Source organism: Spirosoma agri, assembly GCF_010747415.1.
GTDB classification, from domain to species: Bacteria; Bacteroidota; Bacteroidia; order Cytophagales; family Spirosomataceae; genus Spirosoma; species Spirosoma agri.
In genome coordinates, this window is record NZ_JAAGNZ010000001.1 from 798,869 (window position 1) to 823,825 (window position 24,957).

The 24,957-nt window shown below is 51.3% G+C and carries 22 protein-coding genes; 12 read left to right on the plus strand and 10 right to left on the minus strand.

All coding sequences use genetic code 11. The annotated features are described in order from the left end of the window. Positions 1-35 precede the first annotated feature (35 nt). Positions 36-1,283 carry an MFS transporter gene (locus tag GK091_RS03375; RefSeq protein WP_164035203.1) on the plus strand — a complete coding sequence of 416 codons (1,248 nt, stop codon included), beginning with the start codon at positions 36-38 and terminating at the stop codon, positions 1,281-1,283. Positions 1,284-1,363: 80 nt separating this feature from the next. On the opposite strand, the gene GK091_RS03380 is transcribed toward GK091_RS03375, so the two are convergent. Both GK091_RS03380 and GK091_RS03385 read right to left on the minus strand, forming a co-directional pair. Continuing rightward, positions 1,364-1,750: a carboxypeptidase-like regulatory domain-containing protein gene (locus tag GK091_RS03380; RefSeq protein WP_164035204.1), complete on the minus strand. Its 387-nt coding sequence runs from the start codon at positions 1,748-1,750 to the stop codon at positions 1,364-1,366. 42 nt (positions 1,751-1,792) lie between these two features. Then, on the minus strand, positions 1,793-2,230 hold the full coding sequence (locus GK091_RS03385; protein WP_164035205.1) for a hypothetical protein: 438 nt from the start codon (positions 2,228-2,230) through the stop codon (positions 1,793-1,795). A gap of 328 nt (positions 2,231-2,558) precedes the next feature. On the opposite strand from GK091_RS03385, the gene GK091_RS03390 reads away from it, so the two are divergent. The 3 genes from GK091_RS03390 (at position 2,559) to GK091_RS03400 (ending at position 6,136) form a co-directional block, all read left to right on the plus strand. Further along, a complete protein-coding gene (locus GK091_RS03390) occupies positions 2,559-2,972 on the plus strand; it encodes a hypothetical protein (RefSeq protein WP_164035206.1) in 414 nt (137 codons plus the stop codon). Between the two features lie 86 nt (positions 2,973-3,058). Next, positions 3,059-4,306 carry an MFS transporter gene (locus GK091_RS03395; protein WP_164035207.1) on the plus strand — a complete coding sequence of 416 codons (1,248 nt, stop codon included), beginning with the start codon at positions 3,059-3,061 and terminating at the stop codon, positions 4,304-4,306. A gap of 174 nt (positions 4,307-4,480) precedes the next feature. Next, on the plus strand, positions 4,481-6,136 hold the full coding sequence (locus tag GK091_RS03400) for a glycerol-3-phosphate dehydrogenase/oxidase (protein ID WP_164035208.1): 1,656 nt from the start codon (positions 4,481-4,483) through the stop codon (positions 6,134-6,136). A 92-nt stretch (positions 6,137-6,228) separates the two neighbouring features. Here GK091_RS03400 and GK091_RS03405 read toward each other — a convergent pair whose 3' ends face one another. Together GK091_RS03405 and GK091_RS03410 are read right to left on the minus strand one after the other, a co-directional pair. Continuing rightward, on the minus strand, positions 6,229-6,639 hold the full coding sequence (locus GK091_RS03405) for a thiol-disulfide oxidoreductase DCC family protein (protein WP_164035209.1): 411 nt from the start codon (positions 6,637-6,639) through the stop codon (positions 6,229-6,231). A 40-nt stretch (positions 6,640-6,679) separates the two neighbouring features. Further along, on the minus strand, positions 6,680-7,681 hold the full coding sequence (locus tag GK091_RS03410) for a nucleoside hydrolase (RefSeq protein WP_164035210.1): 1,002 nt from the start codon (positions 7,679-7,681) through the stop codon (positions 6,680-6,682). Positions 7,682-7,740: 59 nt separating this feature from the next. Here GK091_RS03410 and GK091_RS03415 point away from each other — a divergent pair, with 59 nt between their 5' ends. Further along, positions 7,741-8,913 carry a glutathionylspermidine synthase family protein gene (locus GK091_RS03415; RefSeq protein ID WP_164035211.1) on the plus strand — a complete coding sequence of 391 codons (1,173 nt, stop codon included), beginning with the start codon at positions 7,741-7,743 and terminating at the stop codon, positions 8,911-8,913. 127 nt (positions 8,914-9,040) lie between these two features. Here the strand turns inward: GK091_RS03415 and GK091_RS03420 are convergent, their stop codons facing one another. Beyond that, entirely contained in the window at positions 9,041-9,334 is a 294-nt protein-coding gene (locus GK091_RS03420) for a hypothetical protein (RefSeq protein WP_164035212.1), read from the minus strand. Between the two features lie 127 nt (positions 9,335-9,461). Here GK091_RS03420 and GK091_RS03425 point away from each other — a divergent pair, with 127 nt between their 5' ends. After that, positions 9,462-9,809, plus strand: coding sequence for a DoxX family protein (locus GK091_RS03425; protein ID WP_164035213.1), 348 nt, complete (start codon positions 9,462-9,464; stop codon positions 9,807-9,809). Between the two features lie 2 nt (positions 9,810-9,811). Here the strand turns inward: GK091_RS03425 and GK091_RS03430 are convergent, their stop codons facing one another. Continuing rightward, positions 9,812-13,033 carry a gliding motility-associated C-terminal domain-containing protein gene (locus GK091_RS03430; RefSeq protein ID WP_164035214.1) on the minus strand — a complete coding sequence of 1,074 codons (3,222 nt, stop codon included), beginning with the start codon at positions 13,031-13,033 and terminating at the stop codon, positions 9,812-9,814. 152 nt (positions 13,034-13,185) lie between these two features. Between GK091_RS03430 and GK091_RS03435 the strand changes: the two genes are divergently transcribed. From GK091_RS03435 to GK091_RS03450, 4 genes are all read left to right on the plus strand, one after another. Then, positions 13,186-14,727, plus strand: coding sequence for a TolB family protein (locus tag GK091_RS03435; protein WP_164035215.1), 1,542 nt, complete (start codon positions 13,186-13,188; stop codon positions 14,725-14,727). Between the two features lie 60 nt (positions 14,728-14,787). Then, on the plus strand, positions 14,788-15,675 hold the full coding sequence (locus GK091_RS03440) for a sugar phosphate isomerase/epimerase family protein (protein ID WP_164035216.1): 888 nt from the start codon (positions 14,788-14,790) through the stop codon (positions 15,673-15,675). Positions 15,676-15,771: 96 nt separating this feature from the next. Continuing rightward, on the plus strand, positions 15,772-16,539 hold the full coding sequence (locus tag GK091_RS03445; RefSeq protein WP_164035217.1) for an NIPSNAP family protein: 768 nt from the start codon (positions 15,772-15,774) through the stop codon (positions 16,537-16,539). 114 nt (positions 16,540-16,653) lie between these two features. Then, positions 16,654-18,849: an alpha-galactosidase gene (locus GK091_RS03450; protein WP_164035218.1), complete on the plus strand. Its 2,196-nt coding sequence runs from the start codon at positions 16,654-16,656 to the stop codon at positions 18,847-18,849. Positions 18,850-18,940: 91 nt separating this feature from the next. Here GK091_RS03450 and GK091_RS03455 read toward each other — a convergent pair whose 3' ends face one another. Next, positions 18,941-19,117, minus strand: a complete 177-nt coding sequence (locus tag GK091_RS03455) for a hypothetical protein (protein ID WP_164035219.1) — start codon at positions 19,115-19,117, stop codon at positions 18,941-18,943. Between the two features lie 76 nt (positions 19,118-19,193). After that, entirely contained in the window at positions 19,194-19,682 is a 489-nt protein-coding gene (locus tag GK091_RS03460; RefSeq protein ID WP_164035220.1) for a response regulator, read from the minus strand. A gap of 309 nt (positions 19,683-19,991) precedes the next feature. Here GK091_RS03460 and GK091_RS03465 point away from each other — a divergent pair, with 309 nt between their 5' ends. Beyond that, positions 19,992-20,414, plus strand: coding sequence for a LytR/AlgR family response regulator transcription factor (locus GK091_RS03465; RefSeq protein ID WP_164035221.1), 423 nt, complete (start codon positions 19,992-19,994; stop codon positions 20,412-20,414). Between the two features lie 149 nt (positions 20,415-20,563). Continuing rightward, positions 20,564-20,815, plus strand: a complete 252-nt coding sequence (locus GK091_RS03470) for a hypothetical protein (RefSeq protein ID WP_246202134.1) — start codon at positions 20,564-20,566, stop codon at positions 20,813-20,815. A gap of 580 nt (positions 20,816-21,395) precedes the next feature. On the opposite strand, the gene GK091_RS03475 is transcribed toward GK091_RS03470, so the two are convergent. Then, positions 21,396-23,678, minus strand: coding sequence for an alpha-L-rhamnosidase-related protein (locus GK091_RS03475; protein ID WP_164035223.1), 2,283 nt, complete (start codon positions 23,676-23,678; stop codon positions 21,396-21,398). 240 nt (positions 23,679-23,918) lie between these two features. Continuing rightward, positions 23,919-24,926, minus strand: coding sequence for a glycoside hydrolase family 43 protein (locus GK091_RS03480; protein WP_164035224.1), 1,008 nt, complete (start codon positions 24,924-24,926; stop codon positions 23,919-23,921). Between the last annotated feature and the right edge of the window lie 31 nt (positions 24,927-24,957).

Genomic DNA, 24,957 nt, shown 5'->3' on the forward strand with positions numbered 1-24,957 from the left:
TTCTGACCGCGAGGCTGCCTGCGCGGTTTATACCTATGCAACCTGTTTCCGCAACGCCTTCTCGCGTATCGTACCGCCCGTTATTTGCCTTGCCGGTTATCGTATCGGCACTGGGTTTCTTCGTGGATGTGTACGACATGCTCATTTTTAACATTGTCCGTGTACCCAGCTTGCAATCAATGGGCTTGTCGGAGATCGATGTGTCTAAAGCCGGGACGTTTATTCTGAACTGTCAGCAGGCAGGGCTCGTGGTTGGCGGTATTTTGTGGGGTGTGCTGGGCGACAAACGCGGACGCATGTCCGTGCTGTTTGGCAGCATTCTGACCTATTCGCTCACCAACATTGCCTGCGGATTCGTGCAGGATGTAAATACGTATGCCTTACTGCGCTTCGTAGCTGGTGTTGGCCTCTCCGGTGAAATCGGCGCTGCGATGGTCCTGGTATCCGAAATTTTGCCGAAAGAAATCAGAAGTTACGGCTCGTCGATGGTAGCGGGTAATGGCTATCTGGGAGCGGGGGCGGCTTATCTGACGGTCGAATATTTTAACTGGCGAACTGCCTTCTGGGTGGGTGGCGGCATGGGCCTTGTTCTGCTGCTGCTGCGAGTAAGCGTGTTCGAATCGGGGTTATTCAGCCGGATGAAGGTAGAGCATAAAGGGGTTAGCCGGGGTAATTTTCTTTACTTTTTCAGTAGTTGGCCGCAGGCTATCAAATACCTTCGCTGCGTGGCGGTGGGCGTTCCCACCTGGTTCATTGTCGGTATTCTGGCTACGTTCGCCAATGAATTCGGGCAGGCGCTGGATATTGCCGGGGGTGTTAAGCCCGGTCGCTGCGTGATGTTGATTTATGTCGGGTTGGCCGGTGGCGATCTGTTGAGTGGGCCTATCAGTCAGTGGCTGCGGTCGCGTATCAAGGCCATCACGGGTTTATTGATTTTCAGTGCGCTCCTGAGTGGGGTTTATTTGTTCGGGGGTATTCACACCGCGAGTGGTATCTACACCGTTTGCTTGCTGGCCGGTTTTTGTACGGGCTATATTGCCATGTTTCTGACCATGGTCGCTGAACTCTACGGCACCAATCTACGCAATACGGCCACGACCTCCGTACCGAGCGTTGTCCGTGGAACGCTCATTCCGATGACGTTGCTCTTTCAGGCGCTTAAACCATCGGTCGGTGCCCTGATTGCTGCCGGAATGCTGGGCGTAGTGGTGTATGGACTGGCGTTCTGGTCGCTGAGCCGAATGGACGAAACGTTTGGTAAAGACCTCGATTTCGTGGAGTAAGCGAGATTGGTACCTCGTAAAGAGAGTGATTTCTGAGAACCTACTTTGATAAATTTTTGTGTTGACTAACTGTGGCTTTATTAGCGGGCGATCAGCGTGAAACTATATTCTTGTGTAGAACTAGTAGAGAGACAGCAAAGATCGAAGGGCTGAGATTGATAATCTTTTCTAGTTTGAGGTTTGGGTGATCCTAGGCCAAAATCGAGTAGCACCGTAAGTTGATTGTACTCTTTTGGCGGCACAAAACGGGTGGAGTAATTACCAGAGCTATCGGTGTAAGCGGTAGCTAAAGTACGATAGCTTGACAAAGTCCACTTCTTGTGGCCAGATACAGAAACAGGTAGTTGACTGACTGGTTGTCCTTGATCATCGATCACCTTCCCAAAAATGGTTGTTTCTCTGTTTTCCCCTTCGCAACTTCCAGGCAACAGAATCGATAAACAGATTACTGTATGCTTTACTGCCATACGTGTTGTATCAATCTATAGCGCATCTAATTTGTATCATTGCTACGGCTTCACGCTAATCTGAATAAGTTTAAGACCGTCTACTTTTTGAGTGGTCCCCTGTTTCGTCTGTACCTCTACATCCTCAAACTGAATCACGAACCGATCTCCTGATCTGGCTTCTTTGAACAAACGGGCAATCGATCCGTCCTGCGGCCAATTAATAAAACCCACTCGTCTTGTATCTCGTATCAAGTTGAAAACAGCCTTGTTGATCAATACGACTGGTTTTAGTTGAGGATATTGTTGCTGGCTTTCTGGGGTAAGTTGACCTGTTAACTCTACCGTTTTGGTACTTGCCGAAATGCCTTGGTTAAGATCCAGGGATTTGCCGTCAGCCGTTACTGTTACGTCATAGACAGGCTTTTGGGCAAGGCAAGGTAAGGAGGTTGCCCGAATAACCGTAGCAACAAATAAAAAGCAGACGAATAAAGGACGCATCGGACAGGTGTTTAAGTGGAAACCTATCTGTGAAACGAAGGCGATAGGTGATCTTTTATGCCGTACAGATTTATTAAACTATAAATTTAGTTAACGGTTGAAGCCCTGCTTTCTCTGTACTGTGTTTGCCAACAATTGGTCTTCTCCGCACAACTAGCCTTCGCACTTGTTTCAGACGGGTTGGTAATGCGCCAGAATTCCGTCGGTAGATCGTCTTAAACCGTTCATCATTTTTATAAACCGTTGCTCACGAAGGAAAGCGCCTAGCGGCTTTATCCGCATCATTGTGTTGACAGCTAAAGGTTCTAAAACTAAATCGTTCAACACAATGAAATCCTCCATCAAATTCATCGCTACTGCATTCGTACTCGTTTTAAGTGTATCCCTATCATCGTTTGGTCTGAATACTGGTGACCAACCCGAAAAGAAAGCATTCGCTATTGCGATGTTCCCTGCCAAGAAGGTTTCCAACGTTTGGCTTTGCCTGGAGAAATATAAAGCCGACGATAAAATCAACGTCGAATTGGTCAATGAAAAAGGGGAAGTGATGTTCAATGAAACGCTTCCCACCAAAGGCAACCAGCGGAACGCTTACCGTCAGCAGTTCGATCTGAGCGAAATCGGCGATGGCAACTACACCTTCCGAATTTCGAACGGTAGCCAGATTGAAGAACGCACGTTCAAACTGGCGACACCAGCCATCGAGCAACACCAGCCAACCCGACTTATCTCCATGAATTAACCGCCGTAAACGGCAAAAACACAAAAGGCATGGGGCACGGAGCCGTGCCTTTTTTTATAACTTGCCGATGGCTATCCCTGACCATCATGCAATCAACACGTGTTCCGTCCGCTGACCCCATCTCCCTTCGTCCATTGTTCACCCTGCCGGTTATTGTGGCGGCACTGGGCTATTTCGTGGATGTCTATGATCTGTTATTATTTAACATTGTCCGTGTTCCAAGTTTAAACGATCTCAATCTCTCCGAAACGGAAATCTCACTTATTGGCGGAAAAATCCTGAATTACCAGCAAGCGGGATTACTATTGGGTGGCATCTTGTGGGGTATTCTGGGCGATAAACGAGGGCGATTGTCGGTCTTGTTCGGCTCCATCATTACCTATTCCCTGGCGAATCTGGCCTGTGGTCTGGTCGAAGATCCTCACGTCTACGCCTGGTTACGGTTCGTAGCCGGGCTGGGCCTCGCGGGCGAATTGGGCGCGGGGATTACGCTCGTGAGCGAAATTCTGCCCAAAGAACTGCGTGGCTATGGCTCCTCGCTGGTGGCCAGCATAGGGCTTTTTGGGGCAGTAGTTGCCTACTTCACGGTCACGCTGTTCAACTGGCGGACAACCTATTTTGTCGGCGGTGGGTTGGGCATCGGCTTATTGGCCCTGCGGGTGAGCGTGCTGGAATCGGGTATGTTCAAAAAAGTACAGCGTACCAATGTGTCGCGGGGAAATTTCTGGGCGTTGTTCCAGGGGCGTAACCGCGTGCTCCGTTATTTTCGCTGTATGGGCATTGCGCTCCCGACCTACCTTGTCATCGGTATTCTGGCAACCTTCGGTAATGAGTTTGGCAAAGCAATGGGTATTGAGGAAGCCATTCAGCCGGGGCGGTGTGTCATGTTCACCTATATCGGCACGGTGATTGGTGATCTGTCGAGTGGTGTGCTAAGCCAGCGTCTTCATTCCCGCAAGAAAGCCATTGGCCTGATGATGGGCCTGACCGCCGTTTTTGTTCTGGTCTACTTGTCAGGCGCTGTCTCATCGGCCCGTTCATTCTACGCGCTATGCGTCTGTATGGGATTTAGTATCGGTTATATTGCCATGTTTCTAACCATCACCGCCGAAAGTTTTGGGACGAATCTGCGCGCTACGGCTACGACCTCCGTTGCCAACAATGTGCGGGCCACAACCCTGTTGAGTATTCCCGCGTTTCAGGCGATGAAGCCCGGTATTGGCGTATTGGGTGCGGCTGCCGTTGTTGCCATGGTTTGTTTTGGGCTGGGTTTCTGGTCGCTGGTCACGATGGACGAAACGTTTGGTAAAGACCTCGATTACGCCGAAGAATGATGTAGCGTGGGAGGCAACCCGAGAAACGAAAGGTTATACCAGGGAATCCTGACTACGTTGACCCGGTAATCTGCGGCTCGGCGGGTTACTACCCGCGTTATGGGCAAGATACCTGAACGGTAACTTAACATCCTCTTAACCAGTACGCATCGTAAATCTGCGTATCTTTGGTATATGAATCGGGACAACAATCGGAAGCGGCTACTAGAGGAATCATTTGATATTTGTATAATCGGGGCCGGGGCCAGTGGAGCCGGTGCTGCGCTGGATGCAGAGCTGCGTGGGTATCGCGTCGCGCTAATTGATCGGGGCGATATCGCCGGAGAAACGTCGTCGCGTTCGACCAAGCTCATACACGGTGGGGTGCGCTATCTGGAACAAGCCATTAAAAAGCTGGATCTAGCGCAATTAAAGCAGGTTCGTCATGGGTTGGCTGAACGGCGAACCGTCGTTCGAAACGCTCCGCATCTGGCCCACCCGCTTGCCTTGCTAACACCCGTATTCAGTTGGTTCGAGGGCATGTATATGTCGGTGGGCCTAACACTCTACGCGTTCTTTGCCGGTCAGGATCGCTTTCCCAAAGGACGCTGGCTGACCAAGCCGGAGGCCCTGGACAAGATGCCGACGCTAACCCCCCGAATGCACAGTGCGGTGCTCTATTACGATGGGCAGTTCAACGATGCCCGTTACGCACTGGCCCTGGCTCACTCGGCCGACGAAGCCGGTGCTGTGGTCGTGAACTACCTGGCAGTAACGGGTTTCGAGCGGGATGGTAGTCAGCTTAAAGCCGCGCTTGTCCAGGATCAACTGACGGGTGAGTCCTTCGCGATTCGGGCGAAGGTGTTTTTGAATTGTACGGGGCCTTACGCGGATGGAATCCGGCTGATGGCGAACCCCAATCTCGACCATCGCATCCGGCCCAGCAAAGGTGTTCATATTGTGCTGCCCCGCGAAACCTTGCAGAGCGATTGTGCCATGCTGATCCCGAAAACGGCTGATGGTCGGGTTGTGTTTGCGATTCCATTTGGTGATAACGTGTTTGTGGGTACGACCGACGACGATTATTCGGACCTTCGGCATGAGCCCCTGCTGGAACCGGCGGAGGTCGATTACCTGCTCGATACGTTACGGCCCTACCTGGCTAAAACACCGGATAAGTCGCAGGTACAGGCTGGTTTTGGGGGTATTCGACCCTTGATCGAGAGCAGCCGGGCGAACACAAAAACGCTTCTGCGCGACCACGAAGTTGAATATGACGCTGAATCGGGGCTGCTGAGTCTGCTCGGCGGGAAATGGACGACCTACCGGCTGATGGCGCAGGATGCGATTGATCGGGTGGGCGAACGGCTGGCTAATCCGGTTAAGGGGTCAACGGAAACGCACTACCTGGTCGGGGGCGAAACCTACCGCTTTGAGGACTGGCAAACCCTACAACAACGGTTCTCACTCCCTACCGATGTTTGTCAGCATCTGATGCAAACGTACGGCGATCGGGCCGAACGGGTAGCCAATCTGCTTACTGCACACCCCGATCTACGGGAAAGAATAACCGAAAATCAGCCATACATCAAAGCGGAAGTCATCTATCAGGTACGGCAGGAAATGGCCGTTACCGTCCGTGATGTACTGGCCCGTCGCTGGCGACTCGAACTATCGGACTGGGAGCTGACGGCGCAGGTTACACCGTTGGTTGCCGATCTGATGGCGGCTGAGCTAGGGTGGAGCGATCAGTATCGGACGAAGCAGGTTGCCACGTATCAGGCTTTGCTGAGTTCGTTCATGATGAAGGCTGGCTTAGTCTCGGAACCGACCGTAGCGACGGGACTGTAAGTCGTTCAACGTGTTCGTAGGCTGGTGTTCATACGCCGTATCTTAGAGACACGGCGTATGAACACCAGCCTACGAACATGCAAAGTCACTGGTCAAGGTAGAAACCGGGCCTTCAAATCGGGGGTTGGCAGCATACAGGCGTCCCGCTGGCCGAACCAGCGATAGCGATTCCGGGCGATGAACCGATAGACCGCATCCCGAATGACACTCGGCACAATAATAAATCCGTAGAGCAGCGGCCATCCCCCTGATAACTGGCGGGCTACCCGCAGAGCCGCCGTTGACTGTTCGTAGAACTGCCCGTTTTCCCACAACACAAACGAATCGAACTGCGCCGTTGAACGACCGAGCTGCCGGAGTGTAGCCTGCCCGGTTTGTGATTGCAGCGATGCAAATCGGAATCGTTTTTTAGCGTCGTGATGGATCACGAACGTGACAGCGGCATTGCAGAGGTTGCAAACACCATCGAAAAGTAAAAGTGGTTGAGCGTCGGAGGAAGCCATAGTACATCCGTAACAAGGAATGGCCACGGCTCGTTCTTCGTTACCGCCCGGCAGGCTGGTGCTGCATCAGTTCGTTTATGATGGTCTCCACGGTCGGCACCGGCATCTTTACGACGAGATATTGATGATTCTTACCCGCGTCACTCCACCCATTGGAGCCATCCGCGTTCATCGTCAACTGGCCCGTTTTGACCGTGTAGTAAGGTGCATAGCCTTTAATACCTACCAACACGGCGGTCTGGTCCCAACTCATTCGGCCACCAGCGTCCTCCTTCGTTTTAGGCAGGCAGATCGTAAAAACATCTTTCACAGGGCTGTTGGTTATCCGGGTATTTTGGGTCAGGGGCAGTCCGCTGTGAATCTGTTCGCCGATTTCAAACCCACTCAGCAGCATCGGTGTCGGCCAGTTCTCGAACACGGCCTTGGACGCTGGCGTATCCCTGAAGACGTTGTATTCCCGACCCGACGGAAATTTCCCCGCCATACTGACGACCTCCTTCACCTTCTTCGTGACTAACTCTTTGCCCGAAAGTTTGGAATACTGATCTGGTTTTGAGTTAAGTAGATTCGCCAGGTTAGTCAGAAAGCCTACCGTAATGATCGTCACGCTTCGGTCGGGTTGTTCGGATAGAATCTGGCGGTAGAGCGCGACCGCATCCGGAACTTCATTATTCGAGCGAATCTTGTGTGGATAACGGGCGACCAGCGTATCAGACCAGTGCTGGCCGTCTTTGTCAGTGACAGCCTCGCCTTTGGGTACACCAATCGGAATGGCCGGGCGACGGAAGTACGTATTTAATACGCTCAACACGGGGGCCACGTTCGGGTAGTTGGTGCTGGCGATGGTAGCCAGAATTCGGGCCTGACCGCTGTCGGCGAGGGCGTGAAGAATGGTGATGGCACCGACATCGTCGTAATCAGGCCCCATATCCGTGTCGAAAATAACCGGTACTGCTGTTGTTCGTGGTACTGATTGTGCTTGGGCGTTACCGATCGTCAGCGCAAACAACAGTCCAACAAAAATAAGATGCAGGCGGGCCATAAAGAGTCGTTTCTTTGTTAAGCCAAAGCATTCCTTTTCACGAACATACTTGACAACCTATGATTTCTCTCAAACCACTTCCAACCTCACCCGAGGCCCAACTTCGTAATTTAGGTTGGGACTGGATGATTGGTCAGGACACATTGCCCTATCTGGCTAATGAGGCCGTTCTGGTTACGCCTGCCGAAGCGGACGCCTATTACGAAGCGGCTAACGAGTTGTTCGAGATGGTTGTCGCTGCGGGGCAACAGGTGATCGATCAGAATCGGTTTGCCGAATTGGGTATACCCGAAAGTCTGGTCGAACTGATTAAACTATCGTGGGACGACGACCGGAATATTCATCTCTACGGGCGCTTTGACCTGGCGGGGGGCATCGATGGACGACCCATCAAACTGATCGAGTTCAACGCCGATACCGCTACCTGCCTGCCCGAAACCGCTGTGGTACAGTATGCCCACCTTCGCGCGAATGGCCTTGACGATAGTCATCAGTTCAATGCCGTTTTTGAAACGCTGACGGGTCAATTCGAAGAGTTGCTGGCAATGAATCCTGATCTGCAACCAACATTGTTGTTGTCGGCCATGCGCGATTTTCCCGAAGACGACGCGAATGTGGCTCTGATTGGCGAAGCGGCCCGCGAAGCCGGATTTGAGGTTGAGTTTGACTTTATCGATAACGTCGAATTTTCCGCTGAGGAGGGTATTTTTTGGCAAAACCCGAAAAATGGTGAGTTTGAAAAACTCGATTTCTGGTTCAAACTGGTGCCGTGGGAGGCCATTGCCGAAGATGAACCCGAACTCATCGGAATTCTTACCGATTTGGTTCGTAAGCGTTTAGGTTTGGTCCTGAATCCGGCTTATACGCTGTTGTTCCAGTCGAAATACATCCTGAAAATTCTGTGGGAGCTGTACCCTAATCACCCCCTGTTGCTTGAAACCGATACAAAGCCGCTGGCCGGTAAAGCATCGGTCGAGAAGGTGTTGTTCGGGCGTGAAGGGGCCAATGTTCGTATCCTGAACAGCGATGGAAGCGAACGACAGACCGTTGATGGTGACTACGGCGACTACGCGAAAATCTATCAGGAATACGTCGAGTTCCCAACGGATTCGGCAGGGAACACCTATCAGGCGGGCGTTTTCTATGCGGGCGAATCCTGTGGGCTTGGGTTCCGGCGGGGTGGCCTGATTCTGGACAATAGTGCCGGATTTGTGGGGCACGTAGTTGAATAAGCCCGATCAACTCCGGAAGTTGTGGAAGGTGACCGATAATCCTGTAAAAAAACCTAAAAAAAGTGGCCTGCAACAGGGCAGGCCACGCTTCAGCTACGGTAGGGTACTGGCAAACTAACTAACGAACTTACTTTCCTTCATGCGCTTTATGATGCCGCCGACGCTCCACAAACGTAGCCCGTTGTTCCGGCGTCATCGCCTTTAGCTGGGTCTGCATCCGCTCGTGGTGAGCCTTTCTAAATGTGCTGCGCTCTTCGGGCGACATCTGAGCCAGTTTGGCTTTCATGGCTGCCTGCTTTGCTTTCCGTTCTTCTATGGTCAGTCGGGGTTTCCCTTTAGGAGCCGCCGTCTGATCCTGAGCGTACGCACCAATCGACAGGAAAAGAGCGACCAAAGCCACGATTACTCGTCTGGTGTTCATTCGTTTTGTTGTTTTTGCCGATTTGATTCCTATTCTCAACGAAGGTTTAATTAAGAAGCTGTACTTTGTGATTTGTATAGGGTAGTTTGCTGATAACGGGACGAACCACCACAACGAATCACGATTAATGGCTAACTTAAGTCTTTACCTTCAGGCTTTTATCTACATTGCCGCCGGGTTGAATCATTTCATCAGCCCCAAAACGTACCTGGCTATTATGCCGCCTTACATCCCGGCGCATAACCTGATGGTCATTCTCAGTGGAATTGCTGAAGTGGTGCTGGGCGTTGGGCTGTTGTTCCCCGCCACCCGATCTATATCGGCCTGGGGGATAATTCTGTTGCTGATCGTTGTCTTTCCGGCCAATATACACATGGCAACGGCCAGTCGGTTTCGCAAACTACCCGCCTGGCTCCGGTGGGGGCGGCTACCCCTTCAGGGCGTCTTGATCTGGTGGGCCTACCAACATACCTGACCTCATTGAAGTACCTGTATCCATCCCTTGCACTGAACGCCGTTCGGCGTGGTGAGCAGGTAATAATAGATTCCATTCTCCATTGAAGCCCCCCAGTCGTTCAGGTACGGAGACGCGTCGAACACACGGCGGCCCCAACGGTTGTAAATCACCAGTTGAGCATCCGGCAACCCAATGTTGAACACATCATTTTTACCGTCGTTATTGGGGGTAATGACGTTGGGTATGTTATTCAGATTCTCGACCGTAATTGTCTTTGACTCGGTCAGTGAGCAGCCATTTCGGGATGCGGTGAGCGTTACGGTATACTGGCCCGATTGATTGTACTGGAAGTTTTCGGGTATAGCCGTTCGAACGGTATCTCCATTGCCCAGCTGCCAGACATACTGATCGGCGTTTCTGGTGTTGTTTACAAACGTAATTCGGGCCGCCTGATTGCAGTCTTCACCGACCTGCACCGCAAAGTCAGGCCGAAAAGACGCATCGGTGTTGACCGTCACGCTCCGGCGGGTTGAACAGCCAAATTCGTTGGTCATATCGACGGTATACGTTGTCGTTTGTTTCGGGCTGGCCATCGGGCTGGCAATCGTCGTGCTGCTCAGCCCGTCGGCGGGTGACCAGGTGTAGGTCGTTGCCCCGCTGGCTCGCAGCAAGGCACGGGCATCAGGGCAAATAGTGGTATCGGGGCTGATCTGAAAATTGGCCGGATTGATCGTAATTACTTGCTGTGCAGAATCGATACGCTGGCAGGTGAGTGGGTTGTAGGCCCGGATCTTAACGGTATATTTCCCGGCTTTGGTGAAAACATAACTGGTTCGGGCGGTATCGGTCGAGACAACCTGCCCGTCGATGAGCCATTGGTATTGTTTGCCGCCCGTACTGGTATTCTGAAAGGTGAGCGTGAGGGGCGTACAACCCGTTATAACCCCTTTCTCGGTGCCGCGATACGTATCGAAACCGGCTCGTAACCGATCGACATCGAACTTAAACGCCAGATTATTGCAGTTGGAACTGTTGTTGGTTTTCGACCAGGCTTGTGCTGTTGCCGGGAAATTAGTGCCCCCACAGGCGCAAACCGCGTGGTAGATAACGCCCTGCTTGTTGAACCGGGATGTGCCGCCATCCACATGATCACCCCGGCCAATATCCTGGCTCCCCGCGAAGGTGGCATAAAGCAGTGATTTCGCCCCCCGTTCCAGCAGGGCTACCCAAAAATTGCTGCCGTTTGTCGTTTTTTTGTAAGCCTCGCTGGTTACTGGTAGGCCCGTCGTGTTGCTGTTGACGTTGAACCCAGTTCGTACGTTTACGACGCCACCCCAACCCGAGAGGTAAATATTGCCGCATTCGTTCACTAAAAATGCCGTGGGTGCAATGTCCGGCGTTGCCCGTCCCGATCCAACAACGGTCGAGAACAGAGTTTTGGACAATGTAGCGTCCAGCGCGTGAATAAACTGGCTGCTGCCCGGATTTTGGTACGTGCCGGTCGTGACGGGGTACTTGCCACGTGTCGACCCGAATACGTACGGATTACCGTCGGCGTCTATATCCAGTAAATAGGCAATGTCTTCGGCGGCTGTGCCCAGATACGTCAGCCGGGCCAGTTGCTGGTTGTCGAAGCGGGCAACGAAACCATCAACGTGGGTGGCACTTTCTGGTTTTGACTTGATCGCATCCGCGCTGGCCGGCATATCGAGACTGGTTGTTACCCCACAAACGAATAAGCTGCCGGAAGCCGTTAATTTAAGGCTGTGCGCTTTATCGTATCCACTGCCACCAATACGCGAACTCCAGCGCAGTTGTGATAGGTCCGAACTGAGTCTGAAAACGACGGCATCGGCCTGATTGCTACCGCTTGTTGGTAAGGCCGCAGCTGGGAAGTCAGCCGATTCCGTTACGCTGGCTACATATACATCATCGTTTGGCCCGACAATGACTTCGCCCCGCAGATCGTCGCCATAATTCCGGAACGATATGCCGTCGCCATGTACACCGGTCGTAGTACTGGCTCCGACGCCGTCTTTGCTCGCTCCACCCACGAATGTGCTCGCTTTTAGCTGCTTGCCATCGGGGCTGAGAATAGACACGAACAGGTCGCTGCCGTTATCAAATTCAATGCTAGTCGTGGTGGCGAACGAATAGGAAGCTGGAGTACCGAGTTGCGTTTTGGTCTGGTAAGCCCCCGCCGTCACCGGGAAATCGGTCGATGAGGTTGATCCCATAACCACCAGATCCCCCCGATTATTGACGATAAGACTATGGGGAACTTCGGCGGCCTTGCCGCCCAGAAACGTCGCGTAGAGTAGTTTGCTGCCATCCGGACTGAATTTTAAAATGGCTACGTCGACAACACCGCTGAACTGCGTTTTAAAGGCACCGGTTGTTGCCGGAAAGTTCGGTCCAAAGACAATCCCGCCCGAATAGAGATTTCCTTCGGTATCGTAGGTCGCCGTCATACCCCAGTTGTCGGAGTATGAGCCCGAATAGGTAGAAAAAACCAGTTCCGGATCGATGGTTAGCGTTTGGGTTTTATCGTACCCATTCGGCAGTCGAAATCGGACTTTTCGAGGAGTGTTCGTTGCCGCTTGATCGGCGTCAAGTTGCCAGTACGCAGCTACTTCGGTGGCTCGCCCGTTCTGGCTGACGTATGAGTAGGGACGGCTTTCCGTAATCGATTGAAGACTCGTTTCGACGATCAACTGGTCATTGTCCATCCGCACGCGACTGGCCCCCGAATACGTCATCTGAATGGCCGCCGGGTCAGCACCGGGGTGAACAATAAATTCGTATTTGAGGGTCTGGTAATAGGCGTAAAGCCGCAGATCGATACCCGGATAAAGATCGTGGTAAATTACCTCGCCAAAGGCTGAGACGTTACCAGCCGGTTTTTGACCCGTAAAATAATTGCGAATGGTAGGCGATGGATGACTCGTTTCGATCGAGCTGGTCAGCGTAGCGCCCTCGAACCGCACTTCAACCGCGTGGCCCGGAATGGTGTTCGTATGCTGTCCGGCTGCTGGTGTATGGTGGCTCGACAGGGCGGCCCCGTCGTAAAAAACGTAGTGCAGGGCGTTGGCCTTCAGGTATAGATAACCGCCGGGAATTTCCGCCCGGAATCGGACCTCACTGGACCATTGCCCTTTGTTCTCCACGAAGGCGACGGGCTCGGCAAGGAGACTCGTGGTAAGCAGGCTACTGATAAGCATTAAGAGGTAAAAACGCCACATAGAGTCGGGGTTGAGCTGTATGTGAATAACGGTATTTTGTTCATAAAATGATAGCGACACCGAACGGTGGCCATAAAAAGGCTTCGTGGCTAATAAAGCTATAAACACAGTAGGAAAAGAAGGGTAGTTTGTTTTCTAGCAAACAGAACCCTATGATTCTTAAAACGGTCTGCACCGGCGTACTGCTGGTCAGCATACTTACTGCGTCACTACCTCTTTTGGCGCAACGCTCCCCAATGATCGGGCAGTTCGATGGACAAGCTGACGTGGGCAACGTGAAGCGTCCCGGCTCGGCTACTTACGACCCTGCCAAGCAGGAATACACGATCGAAGGCTCCGGAACGAACATCTGGTTCGATCACGATGAATTTCATTTCGTCTGGAAGCGCATGAAAGGTGATTTTATCCTTCAGACCAATGGGCAACTGTTGGGAAAAGGAGTCGATCCGCACCGTAAACTGGGCTGGATGGTTCGTTCGACGCTCGATTCAAATTCGGCCCATATCAACGCGGTGGTCCACGGCGACGGCTTGACATCACTACAATTCCGGCGGACAAAAGCAGCTACGACGGAAGAATTAAAATCGACACTGACGGCCGCGGATGTGGTCCAGTTGGCGCGCAAGGGTAACACGTATACCATGTCCGTGGCGCGAAACGGGGAGCTATTCACGACCGAGCAGGTGACGGATTTGAATCTGGGTGATGAGGTGTATGTGGGCCTTTTCGTCTGCTCGCATAATCCGGCTGTTTCCGAGAAAGCGCTCTTTCATAACGTCCGGATCATCGTGCCCGCCCGCGATAATTTTGTGCCCTACCGCGAATACATCGGTAGCGATCTGGAGGTAATGGATGTGGCTACGGGTCATCGGAAAACGATCTACCACTCCCCCGTATCGATTCAGGCTCCCAACTGGCTCCCCAACAACAAAGCCCTGATCTACAACAGCAACGGGAAGCTGTATCGGTTCGATCTGGCCAAGAAAAAACCAACGGTCATTAATTCCGATTTTGCCATCAATAATAATAACGACCATGTGCTGTCGTTTGATGGGAAACAACTGGGTATCAGCCATCAGGTGAAAGAGGAGGGCAATAAATCGATGGTGTACACGATGCCGGTTGGTGGCGGAAAGCCCAAGCGTATCACGCCCGTTGGTCATTCGTACCTGCATGGCTGGTCGCCCGATGGGAAGTCGCTGATTTATACCGGCCAGCGGAACGACGAGTTCGACATCTACAAGATTTCATCGGACGGCGGACCGGAAACAAGGCTTACAACGGCAAAGGGACTGGACGATGGATCGGAGTATTCGCCGGATGGCAACTACATTTATTTTAACTCGACCCGGAGCGGCACCATGCAGATCTGGCGGATGAAACCCGATGGCAGCGACCAGGTGCAGCTTACCAACGATGCGTACAACAACTGGTTCCCCCACATTTCGCCGGATGGTAAATGGATGACGATTCTATCCTTCAACAAGGATGTCTCACCCGACGATCACCCGTTTTATAAGCACGTATATTTGCGGTTATTACCTGTTTCGGGTACTGGTCCAGCCAAAGTGATCGCCTATATTTACGGTGGACAGGGCACGATCAATACACCCTCGTGGTCGCCGGATAGTAAGCAGGTGGCGTTCATCAGCAATTCCGATACGACCGATCCAGTACCAGCGGTAACGAAGTAAAGAGTAGGCAACGCATGTCTGTCTCTTATTGATGTAGTCGTAAAATCAATTTACATTCCTATGAACACGCAGAAACTATCGCGTACCGATTTTCTTAAAACCAGTGCGCTGGCGATGGCTGCCGTCCTGATCCCCAACCTTGACGTATTTGCCAGCCCTGCCAATAAAAACCTTGGCTTACAGTTATATACGCTCCGTGACCTGCTCCCGAAAGATCTCGAAGGTACCCTGAAAAAAGTGGCGGAGATTGGCTATAAAGAAGTTGAGATGTTTGGTTATTCCGACGGGAAGTTCTTCGGAAAAACACCCACCGAATTTGCCGCGCTGCTGAAAAGTCTGGGCCTCAAAGCCCCCAGCGGTCACTACACGACCGGCAATACCATGCCCAATATGAAAGGCACGCTGACAAACGACTGGAAACGGGCGGTTGACGATGCGGCTACGCTTGGTCAGAAATACATGGTTTGCGCTTATTTGTTCCCGGACGAGCGCAAGATGGATGATTACAAACGGCACATCGATCTGTTCAACAAATCGGCGGAAACGTGCAAAGCCGCTGGCATTCAGTTTGCGTACCACAACCACGATTTCGAATTTAAAGAGATGGACGGTAAGCTTCCGTACGACATGATTCTGAGCGGAACGGACCCCAAACTGGTGAAAATGGAACTGGACCTGTACTGGGCTTCGTACGCCGGACAGGACCCGGTTGCGCTGTTCAAGAAACATCCGGGCCGTTTCCCGCTTTGGCACGTAAAAGATATGGCCAAAACCGAAAAGCGCGAGTTCTCGGAAGTAGGAGAAGGCTCGATCAATTTTCAGCGCATTTTCGACGCGAAGAAAACGGCGGGACTAACCCATTACTTTGTGGAGCAGGACATTTGCAAACGCCCTCCGCTGGAATCCATTGCGATCAGCTACCGGAATCTGGCCAAGGTCAGTGTGTAAGGAAAATTAAGTTTATGTACATCCAGCTCCTCTTCTCAAAAAAACAGAAGGGGAGCGCTAGTCTGGCTCCGTAGTGTGGGCCGGAAACCTACCTCAATGAAACGAAGAAATTTTGTGGCCTCCTCCTTGCTGGCGGTCCCGGCACTGGCGACTTCTGAACCGAGTAAGCCCGATGCGCAGAAAGCCGTTTACGAATGGCGGACGTATGAACCGAAATACGGTTCCCCGCAGTCGAGCATCGAGAATTACTTGAAAGACGCGCTGATTCCGGCGTTGAACAGGCAGGGCGCGAAAAACGTAGGCGTGTTTCGGGAGATGGGAAAGTCAGACCCGGCCAAGCTGCATGTTCTGATACCCTACCCATCCTGGGATGCGTATACGACGGCTGCCAGTAAGCTGGCCAGCGATCAGGCATTTGGGCAGGCCAGCCAGTCCTACGTGAGCCTGACACCCGAAAAAGCCCCGTTCGCCCGGTACACGACCTCGTTGATGAGTGCCTTCGACGGATTACCGCAACTGGCCGTACCAGCCAAAGAGCCTCGAATTTTTGAGTTGAGAACCTACGAAGGGTACAACGAAGATGCTGTCCGGCGGAAGGTGAAAATGTTTAACGTCGATGAGATCAAGATCTTTAACAACACGGGCTTGCACTCCGTATTTTTTGGCGAAGTCGTAGCGGGCGAGCACATGCCCTGCCTGACCTACATGCTGACGTTCAAGGATATGGCCGAACGCGATGCGAACTGGAAGCAGTTTGGGGCTGATCCTGACTGGAAACGCGTTTCGCAGGCTCCCGAGTACGCCAATACGGTATCGAACATTATCCGGATTTTCCTCGAACCAACTGCCTATTCTCAAGTTTAATCGTTTTTAACCATTTGGGCATCAGCTGTTAGACGCTGGATACTGGACAACGGACGAACTGTCTTTGGTCTGACATCCAGCGTCTACTCGCTTTTACCCGGTAAACAAACATCCATGTTTCGACCTGTACTTTTCGCGCTGTCCTTGTTATTGCTCACCCTGTCAATGGCCTGGAGCGCACCCGATGACAAGCATATTGAAATAGAAACCCGAAATACCGCCCTGGTTATCCGGATTGACAAAGACCAGAACCCGACGATTGTGCATCTGGGTCAGCGACTCATCCGCCCCGATGAATACGGGAAGATTCCGGAAAATGGGAAGCGCGGAGAAGATTATACCGGTCTTTACAACTCCGTATATACCCCCGCCGGAGGACGCAATTTGCTGGAACCCGCTATCCAGGTGACCCACGCCGATGGCAATCCGTCGCTGGATTTACGCTACGTTCGGCACGAACGTAAACCCGATGGTGACGGGGTTGTGCTAACAACGATTTACCTGAAAGATCCGCAGTATCCGTTTGAGGTAACGCTCTATTACAAAGCGTATCAAAACGAAGATGTTATCGAGCAGTGGTCTACCATCCGGCATACGGAGAAGAAAAACGTTGTACTGCACAAATACGCATCGGCCAACTTGTACATACCAGCCGAGAATTACTACCTGACCCATTTTCATGGGGACTGGGCAAACGAAATGAATCCGACGGAGGAGTTGCTTTCGGAAGGGTTGAAGGTGCTGGATACCAAGTTGGGAACACGCGCTGATTTATTTCAACCCCCTTCGTTCATGGTTGCCCTAAATCAGCCCGCCGAGGAAGATAAGGGCGCGGTTTTGGCAGGAACGCTGGCCTGGTCGGGAAACTACCAGCTTGCGTTTGAAGTCGATCCGCTTCATAATCTGCGGCTTATGGCCGGGATTAATCCATACGCTTCGGCATACACGCTGACACCGGGCAAGGAATTCACTACCCCTGCTTTTCTATTTACGTACTCAACTTCGGGGAAAGGAACGGCCAGCCGGAATTTGCATCGCTGGGCGCGTAAGTTCCGGATTCCGCAGGGGCAGGGTAACCGGCTGACGCTGCTCAACAACTGGGAAGCGACTTATTTTGACTTCAACGAGGAAAAACTGACGGCTCTGTTTACCGATGGAAAAAAGCTGGGCGTCGATCTGTTTTTGCTCGACGATGGCTGGTTTGGCAATAAATACCCGCGCAACAGCGACCGCGCTGGTCTGGGCGACTGGCAGGAGAATGTCAAAAAGCTGCCCCATGGGTTAGGTCATCTGGTGAAAGGAGCCGAAAGTGCGGGTATTAAGTTCGGTATCTGGCTGGAACCGGAAATGGTCAATCCCAAAAGTGAACTCTACGAAAAACATTCCGATTGGGTGCTGAAACTGCCCAACCGGCAGGAGTATTATTTTAGAAACCAACTGGTACTCGACCTGACCAACCCGAAAGTTCAGGAATTTGTCTACAGTGTTGTCGATGATGTAATGACGAAGAACCCAACCCTTGGCTACATCAAATGGGACTGTAATGCCGTCATTTATAACGCGTTTTCGGCAACCAACCCCAACCCGTCGCATCTTTACGTGGAATACGTGCAGGGGCTGTACAAGGTAATGGAACGATTGAGGACCAAATACCCGACCTTACCTATGATGCTTTGTTCGGGGGGCGGTGGTCGCGTCGACTACGGTGCCTTGCGGTATTTCACCGAGTTCTGGCCGAGCGACAACACCGACGGGCTGGAGCGGGTGTTCATTCAGTGGAACTATTCGTACTTCTTTCCGTCAATAGCTACGTGCAACCACGTGACGGACTGGGGTAAGCAACCGATCAAGTTCCGCACCGACGTTGCCATGATGGGAAAAGTTGGGTACGATATTGTTGTCAGCAAGCTCGATGCGAACGAATTAGCATTCAGTCAGCAGGCGCTGAAGACGTATGAACAAATCAAAAATGTTGTGTGGCAGGGAGATCTGTTCCGGCTGGCATCGCCGTACGCAACTGATATGGCGTCACTGATGTACGTAAGCGACGCTAAAGACCGGGCTGTCTGGTTTTCGTACCTGACAAAAAATCGGTACAAGGCCGGCAGTACCGCACCTGTTCGTCTGAAAGGGCTCGATCCGGCCAAGAATTACTCCATTCGGGAGCTGAATCTATATCCGGGTACCAAGTCGACGATTAGCAGCGATGCCGCCGTTTATTCGGGCAATTACTTGATGACCATTGGGTTCAATCCCAACGTCGATACACAGCGGACGAGCGTTGTGCTTGAGCTAACGGAACGTAACTAATAGAGTTGGGACAAAAACTGGAGCTGGTCTTTGTCCACAAATACTAGCTGTACCCACAGTACAACTATGCTGAAGAAAGTATGGGTAAAGGCTACTTGGTTTCAACGTAGCGTTTACCTGCCTTCTTGCCCGAGGTGCGAGGCAGGTTCAGGCGTATAGGAATACGGTATCGCTGCCGAACTTGTTGTGTGTACTCTTCCAGCATCCGGTAGAAGTCTTCTTCACTACCTGAATCGTCATCTTGTAGTGGTTGCGAGCGTTCGGCCATGGGATAGTAAGTCCTATACGTCAGTGATTTTGACGCAATATAAGAAAAACTACTTAGTTGCGAACGAATCGACCCGTTAATTGAGCGAAAGAGCCGTACTGTCAATTAGCTTTTTCATATCCGGGCAAAGTACTCGAGACTTAATTTTAAGTGCCTGATTCTCTGACCAATGGTGTTGCAAGTGCTGTATGCTGGAAACCAGTTGTACGTAGCTCTGCTCTTTGCTCACGTAACTCGTAGTTCCTAGTTCATAACAGCGCTCGATGTGCTGCTTATGATGCATAGCCGAGAGAATGGAAACGGGAATACCACGAAAGGCTTCGTTTTCCTTCAGAAAGCGCAGTAGTTCAATGCCGTTGAAGACCGGCATTTCCAGATCCAGAATGATCAAATCTGGCAGACGCCCGTCCAGTTGATGCGTTAAATGAGTGAGTAGATTTGAGCCATTATCGAATAATCGTAGTGTGCATTCTTTGAAGTGTTCAGAAAAAATTCGCTGTAGGAGGTATCTGTCGTCTTCATCGTCATCTACAGCGTAAATTAACGGTCGGGAGAAATCGGGCATTATATTTAATGAATTGGATAAAGTGGTAGAGAAATCCATATGCAATGTAACTATATATTGTAAATTAAAAAATAGGCATTTAATGATACGAAAAATTGATTATTCGGTCCGGAACGGTTACTGAGTTTACTTACTTTCGTATTTTATTGATTATCAGGCTTAATTGGTTAAGGATTAGTCGACTATGAATGGCTACTTTTACTACTATGCTCACAATAAGCCTACTAACATAATAGAATATTAATTTGACGTCAGGAATCTAATCAGGTTGTCAAACTCGTACGTAGAAGAGCAGCAAACAACCGTTTAATGACTTTCTTTTTTGAACAGACAACCGTCGTTCCTGCCGAATTGCTTGCCTGGCTTCCTATCCGCCTAACCGTCCGGAATGAGAGCAGACAATTGGTTTCGGTCGCTGATATAACCGTTCTGGAAGCTGAACTCAATTATTGCCGGGTGTATCTGAAAAATGGTCAGGAGCTTTTGACAACAAAGACGCTGAAGTACCATCATGACCAGTTACCAGCCGATTGGTTCGTGCGTATTCACCGCAATTGTGTGATCAATCGCCGGTTTATCGAAAAAATTGGCATAGTTGATGGTAGTTACCAAATCGATCTGACTATTGGCAAGGCAGTTCCAGTTTCGCGTCGTCGCTGGGGAGAAATTCGGCGCCAATTGCTAGGAGATCACGCAGTAAAAAGTCGCTCTATAAACGCTTCTTTTCGATAATTTATTTGGGTGTATACCGTAAACACAATTGTATATATGTGTCTAAGGCGCTTATACTTTAAATTAAATTTGTATTAATATCCAAAAAGATAGTAGAATAATTAAACATTTGCCTTCGTTCTACTGATAAGTAGCGTATGGGTACTGTAATGAAAGCAACAATAGGAAATGTAATCAGGCTCTGGTTTGGTGCTGATACACCAATTCGACACCACAAAATTAAACTGAATCCTCTCTTGTGGGCTGCTTGTCAGCGAGTTAGTCAGGATTTCAAGGCACCTTCCGGCGCTTTAGTCAAAGAACGCTATCGGAAATCCGACAAAACTTCTTTTGCAAAGGCCGTCCTTGAAGAAATGGACCAGACCGAAGAACCTGAAGAGTCCTTACAAAACGCTTATTAATGCGGTAAGGCGCTTGGCAGATGAAAAGAGTTGGTATCGAGTATATTATCAGCTAGTGATGTTATACCCGACACTGACAGCTATGTCCGTTGAGAGGCTAATCAAGCCAACTAGCAACTTATTTTGGTGTGATGTGGCGTTCAACAGCCTAATTTGTGTTTAGTTTAGAAGAGTCATTTGCTGTAACAATTGTGTCTGTCTTGTGCTGTTGGTTATAGCCATTTCTTTCCGGATCAATCGATGAGTCGTAGCTCATCGTTTTAGTGACCGATCTGTCCTCCACCTTATCAATAAGACGACCTACGCCCCGAAAACCGCTGCTGTCGCTTTTTCTTTCCAGTTAAGAACCCGCCAGCGAGCAGTTGAATGTCGTTTCCAGAAAACCATCAATACCCATCTTTATCGTTTCGTCATTACTCTGCGATTTACCTACGTGGTATTCCATTGAACGACAATCAGTTATGTTGCCAGGTGGGCAGTTTGGAACTTTAATGTGTAAGAAATGCCGTTGGTGGGTGGTTGAAATAACTCTTCAGGGACAAGACCGCAACCGCGAAAACGTATACTTAAGAGAAATCAACTAGCGGACTTCCCATTCGTACGAACCCGCGCTAACGGCGGTGATCTTCCAGAAATTTCCTTCTGCAACAGCCCTGATACGTTTACCGTTCTGCTGAACCTGGCTTTTTGCGGACCTACGGGGTAGGTACACGACACCGGTCATGTTGGCGGGCAGCGTAGCACGCAGACGGAAACTGGTCGGCGTATTGTCGAACGAAACATGGATGGGTCCCCGAAGGGTTGGCAGTTTCAGGGACGCCTGCCGGAGGGTGTCGGGCTGGGGTTTTATCTGAACGGTTTCGAAAGCAGGGGTCAACGCTTCGACACCCATTAGTTTCCGGACAATGATGTTGGCAGGAGCCGCCCCCCAGGCGTGGTTCCAGTCCTGATTGGGTTTGTAGCGGGTATCCCAGGCTTCGGTCGTCATGGTAGAACCGGTTCGGAGCATGTTGTACCAGCTACGTTCGTCGGTTGAGGTAAGCAATGATAGCGCATAAGCACTTTCGTTGGCATTGTAGAGCGCATCCAGCAAAAATTGCGAGCCGTAGACGCTGCATGCCATCCCGCGCGACCGGATATGCGTCAACACGCTTGGCTGGTACTTAGCCGGCACCAGCCCAAACGCCAGCGCCATCATGTTGGCATGAAGCGATGCGTGGTCCGTACCTTCGCCATCGCGGATTAGTCCCATCCTGGTGTCGACAAAGGTGGCTTGGTAAGCCTTTCTGACTTGGATTGCCCGATTGGTAAAAAAAGCAGCCTCATCCGTTTTCCCCAGCTGATTTGCCAGTTGCGCCATGCAGGTCAGCGCCTGGTAGTGGAAGGCATTGACAACGGCGTTGTAATCCCGGAAAACAAAGCCATCGGTTTCGCCCACTTCTTTCTTCCCAAGTCCCAGTATGCCCTGCTGCGGCCAGTCGACAATATCCTGGATGATGGGTCGGCCATCGAACGTGTCGTAGTGAATCGACTGCTTGAACGCAGCCGTTTGAAGCCCCGTGCGCGTACTGATCAGCCCATCCGGACGAGCCAGAGAAAGCAGGAGCTTAGCTTTAAGTTCAGGATACAGGGCTTCTGCCGTGCGCGAATCGCCGGAGTTCAGGTAGTCGTACCAGGCAATCAGCACGTTCTGCAACGACCATTCTGTGGGCCAAGTGGCATGATAAATCAAGTAGTTCAGGGATCGCTTGGCAATGGTATATTCGGCATCGGTAGCGTAGTGCGAAAGCTGATTGATCAGAGCATCAGCCTCGTAGGGAATCCGTTCCCGGTCACCATCGACGTAGAAACCGCTGAACGTGGTTGCTTTGATGGTGTGTTTGCAAAGGTCCCAGATCTGGTTCAGCAGTGTATCTGAACTGGTGAATGCTGATGCCGTTTCCGCAAATGGATAGGCAACCACCTGACGAACAACCTGTTCAACGTGACTGATCGAAGCGGGTAGTTCCAGCTCAACGTAGCGGAAGGGGAGTACTTCGCCAATGTAATCGGGCATTCGAATGGCCTTGGGGCCGGTATTGCGCTTATCAGGTTTAAATTGAATCGCGTACCGGTGCCTACCCTGTTGCAGCAAAACCGGAATCCGACGATACCGAAGTACGCCAGTCGGTTTGGGATTTACGTGCCCATCGGCTGTAATGGCTTCGCCGACATGCAGGATGAGCGTGTCCTGTTCGGTGGAGCAATTCACCGTTACGAACACCTGCGCAAAGGCATCTTTCCCAAAATCATAAATGACCCGTTTCTCGTCGACGGCCCGTTGTGAAACGGGTACTTCCTCCGTTTTAACGACGGGGTAAAAGGGTGTTTCGTAAGTAGCCAACTGGGGGGCTGTGCGGAATGCTTTCGGTTGGGAAAACCCACTTTCAACGTTTTTGTCATTCCAGACGTTAACGCGCCAGAAATAAATTCGATTGGTATCCAGCTGACGACCAGTGGGTAGTAGAACGCCCACGCTTTGGCTGCTCATCACTTTTCCGGAGTCCCATACGTCGCCCTGATCCGCCTGGCTATGTTTCCGGGACGAGGATACAATCAATCGGTAAGCTGTCTGTCGGCTTGTTCCGCCCGTGTTGGAAAGTGCCCAGCTAAAGGAGGGCCTGGTGCTACGGATCAGCGCCAATTGTCCGGAAAAGCCGGATGAGTCAGCTGCTTCGAGGGTGAGGTTCGTCAGAAAACCATTACTCCACACCTTATCGGTATGCAGTAGTAAGTCGGTTCGCAGAGACGCAGGTGGTTTTGGTAACTGAGCTGAAGCCACCAGACTGATCGAGAGCAGCACCCAAAAGAAACAATAGCGCATGAAGCTTCCTTAGTGAAATTTGGTTTGTAGTGATGGCATGACGTTGCGGGAGGTTCGATACGCCGTATCTCAAAGATACGGCGTATCGAACCTCCCGCAACGTCATGAAAGGGCAACGCCTGATAGTGTAAATCTACGCTACGATCAAGTCGTAAATCGTCGCTACGCCAAATTTTTTGTGCGTGTGTAGCAACCGCAAGAAGACCAGTGAATAGTCGTACGACTCCGTCGCTTGGTATCTTACTCCTGCGCCTTCCAGCGCGTTAAATTCCACTCGTCCTGCCATTCGACTACGGGCTGCTGGTTCTCGAATGTTACCGGTAACCACAAGTAGCGACTGTCTTTCAGGTCTTTAGGGTTCCACTTGTCGGCCATAAAAATGAACGCATTCCGTTTGCCCTGTACGGGTTGAATGTACGTTGACTGACCCCCGTATGTCTTGTCCGCCAAAGGTCCTTGCATGGGGTCGCCGACCAGTTTCCAGGGGCCGAAGAGCGACTGGGCAACGTGTAGACTGGCCTGATTGGGAGCCCAGCCCGTGCAGCCGCTGGTGATCAGGTAATACTTGTTATCTTTTCTAAACAGAGCGGGCGCTTCCCGGTGATTACTGAAAAGCAACGTGTCCTGCGTTGTGGCCGACAGGTAATCGTCGGTTAGTTTCACCAGCCGTAGATCGTAATTCTCGCGAGCTGAATAAATGTGGTAGGCCGAGCCATCGTCGTCGACGAAAAGCGTCATGTCACGGGACATATGGCCGTTGGGCCGAAAGCTCTTTACGTATTTGAACGGGCCGGTCACTTTATCGCTGACCGCGACACCGGCGCGGGCGGCTTTGTATCCCTGGCCGGGCAACTCAAGGTGAAACCACATCACGTACTGCTTCGTCTTCGGATTGTAAATGACCTTGGGACGTTCCATGAGGCCATTGGTGGCAATCTCGCTCGTCGGGTCATTCGATTTCGCCAGTGCCAGTCCTTCGTTTTTCCAGGTATAGAGGTCTTTCGACGAATAGACATTGACGCCTTCGGATGCAGACGATCCGCGTTTCTCCCCGAACCAGTAGTATGTGCCTTTATCAAAGAGTAACCCTCCGCCGTGGGCATTGATCACCTCACCTTTGTCGTCGTACCAGATCTGGCCGGGTTTAAATGACTGCTGCTTCGGCTGTGTAGTCTTTTCCTGAGCCTGACTAAAAAACGAACTGGCGCTTAGCGTAAGCACCAGCATCGTAAACGGAATGCATTTCATCGGGAAACCAGTTGAATAAGAAAGGTAAGTA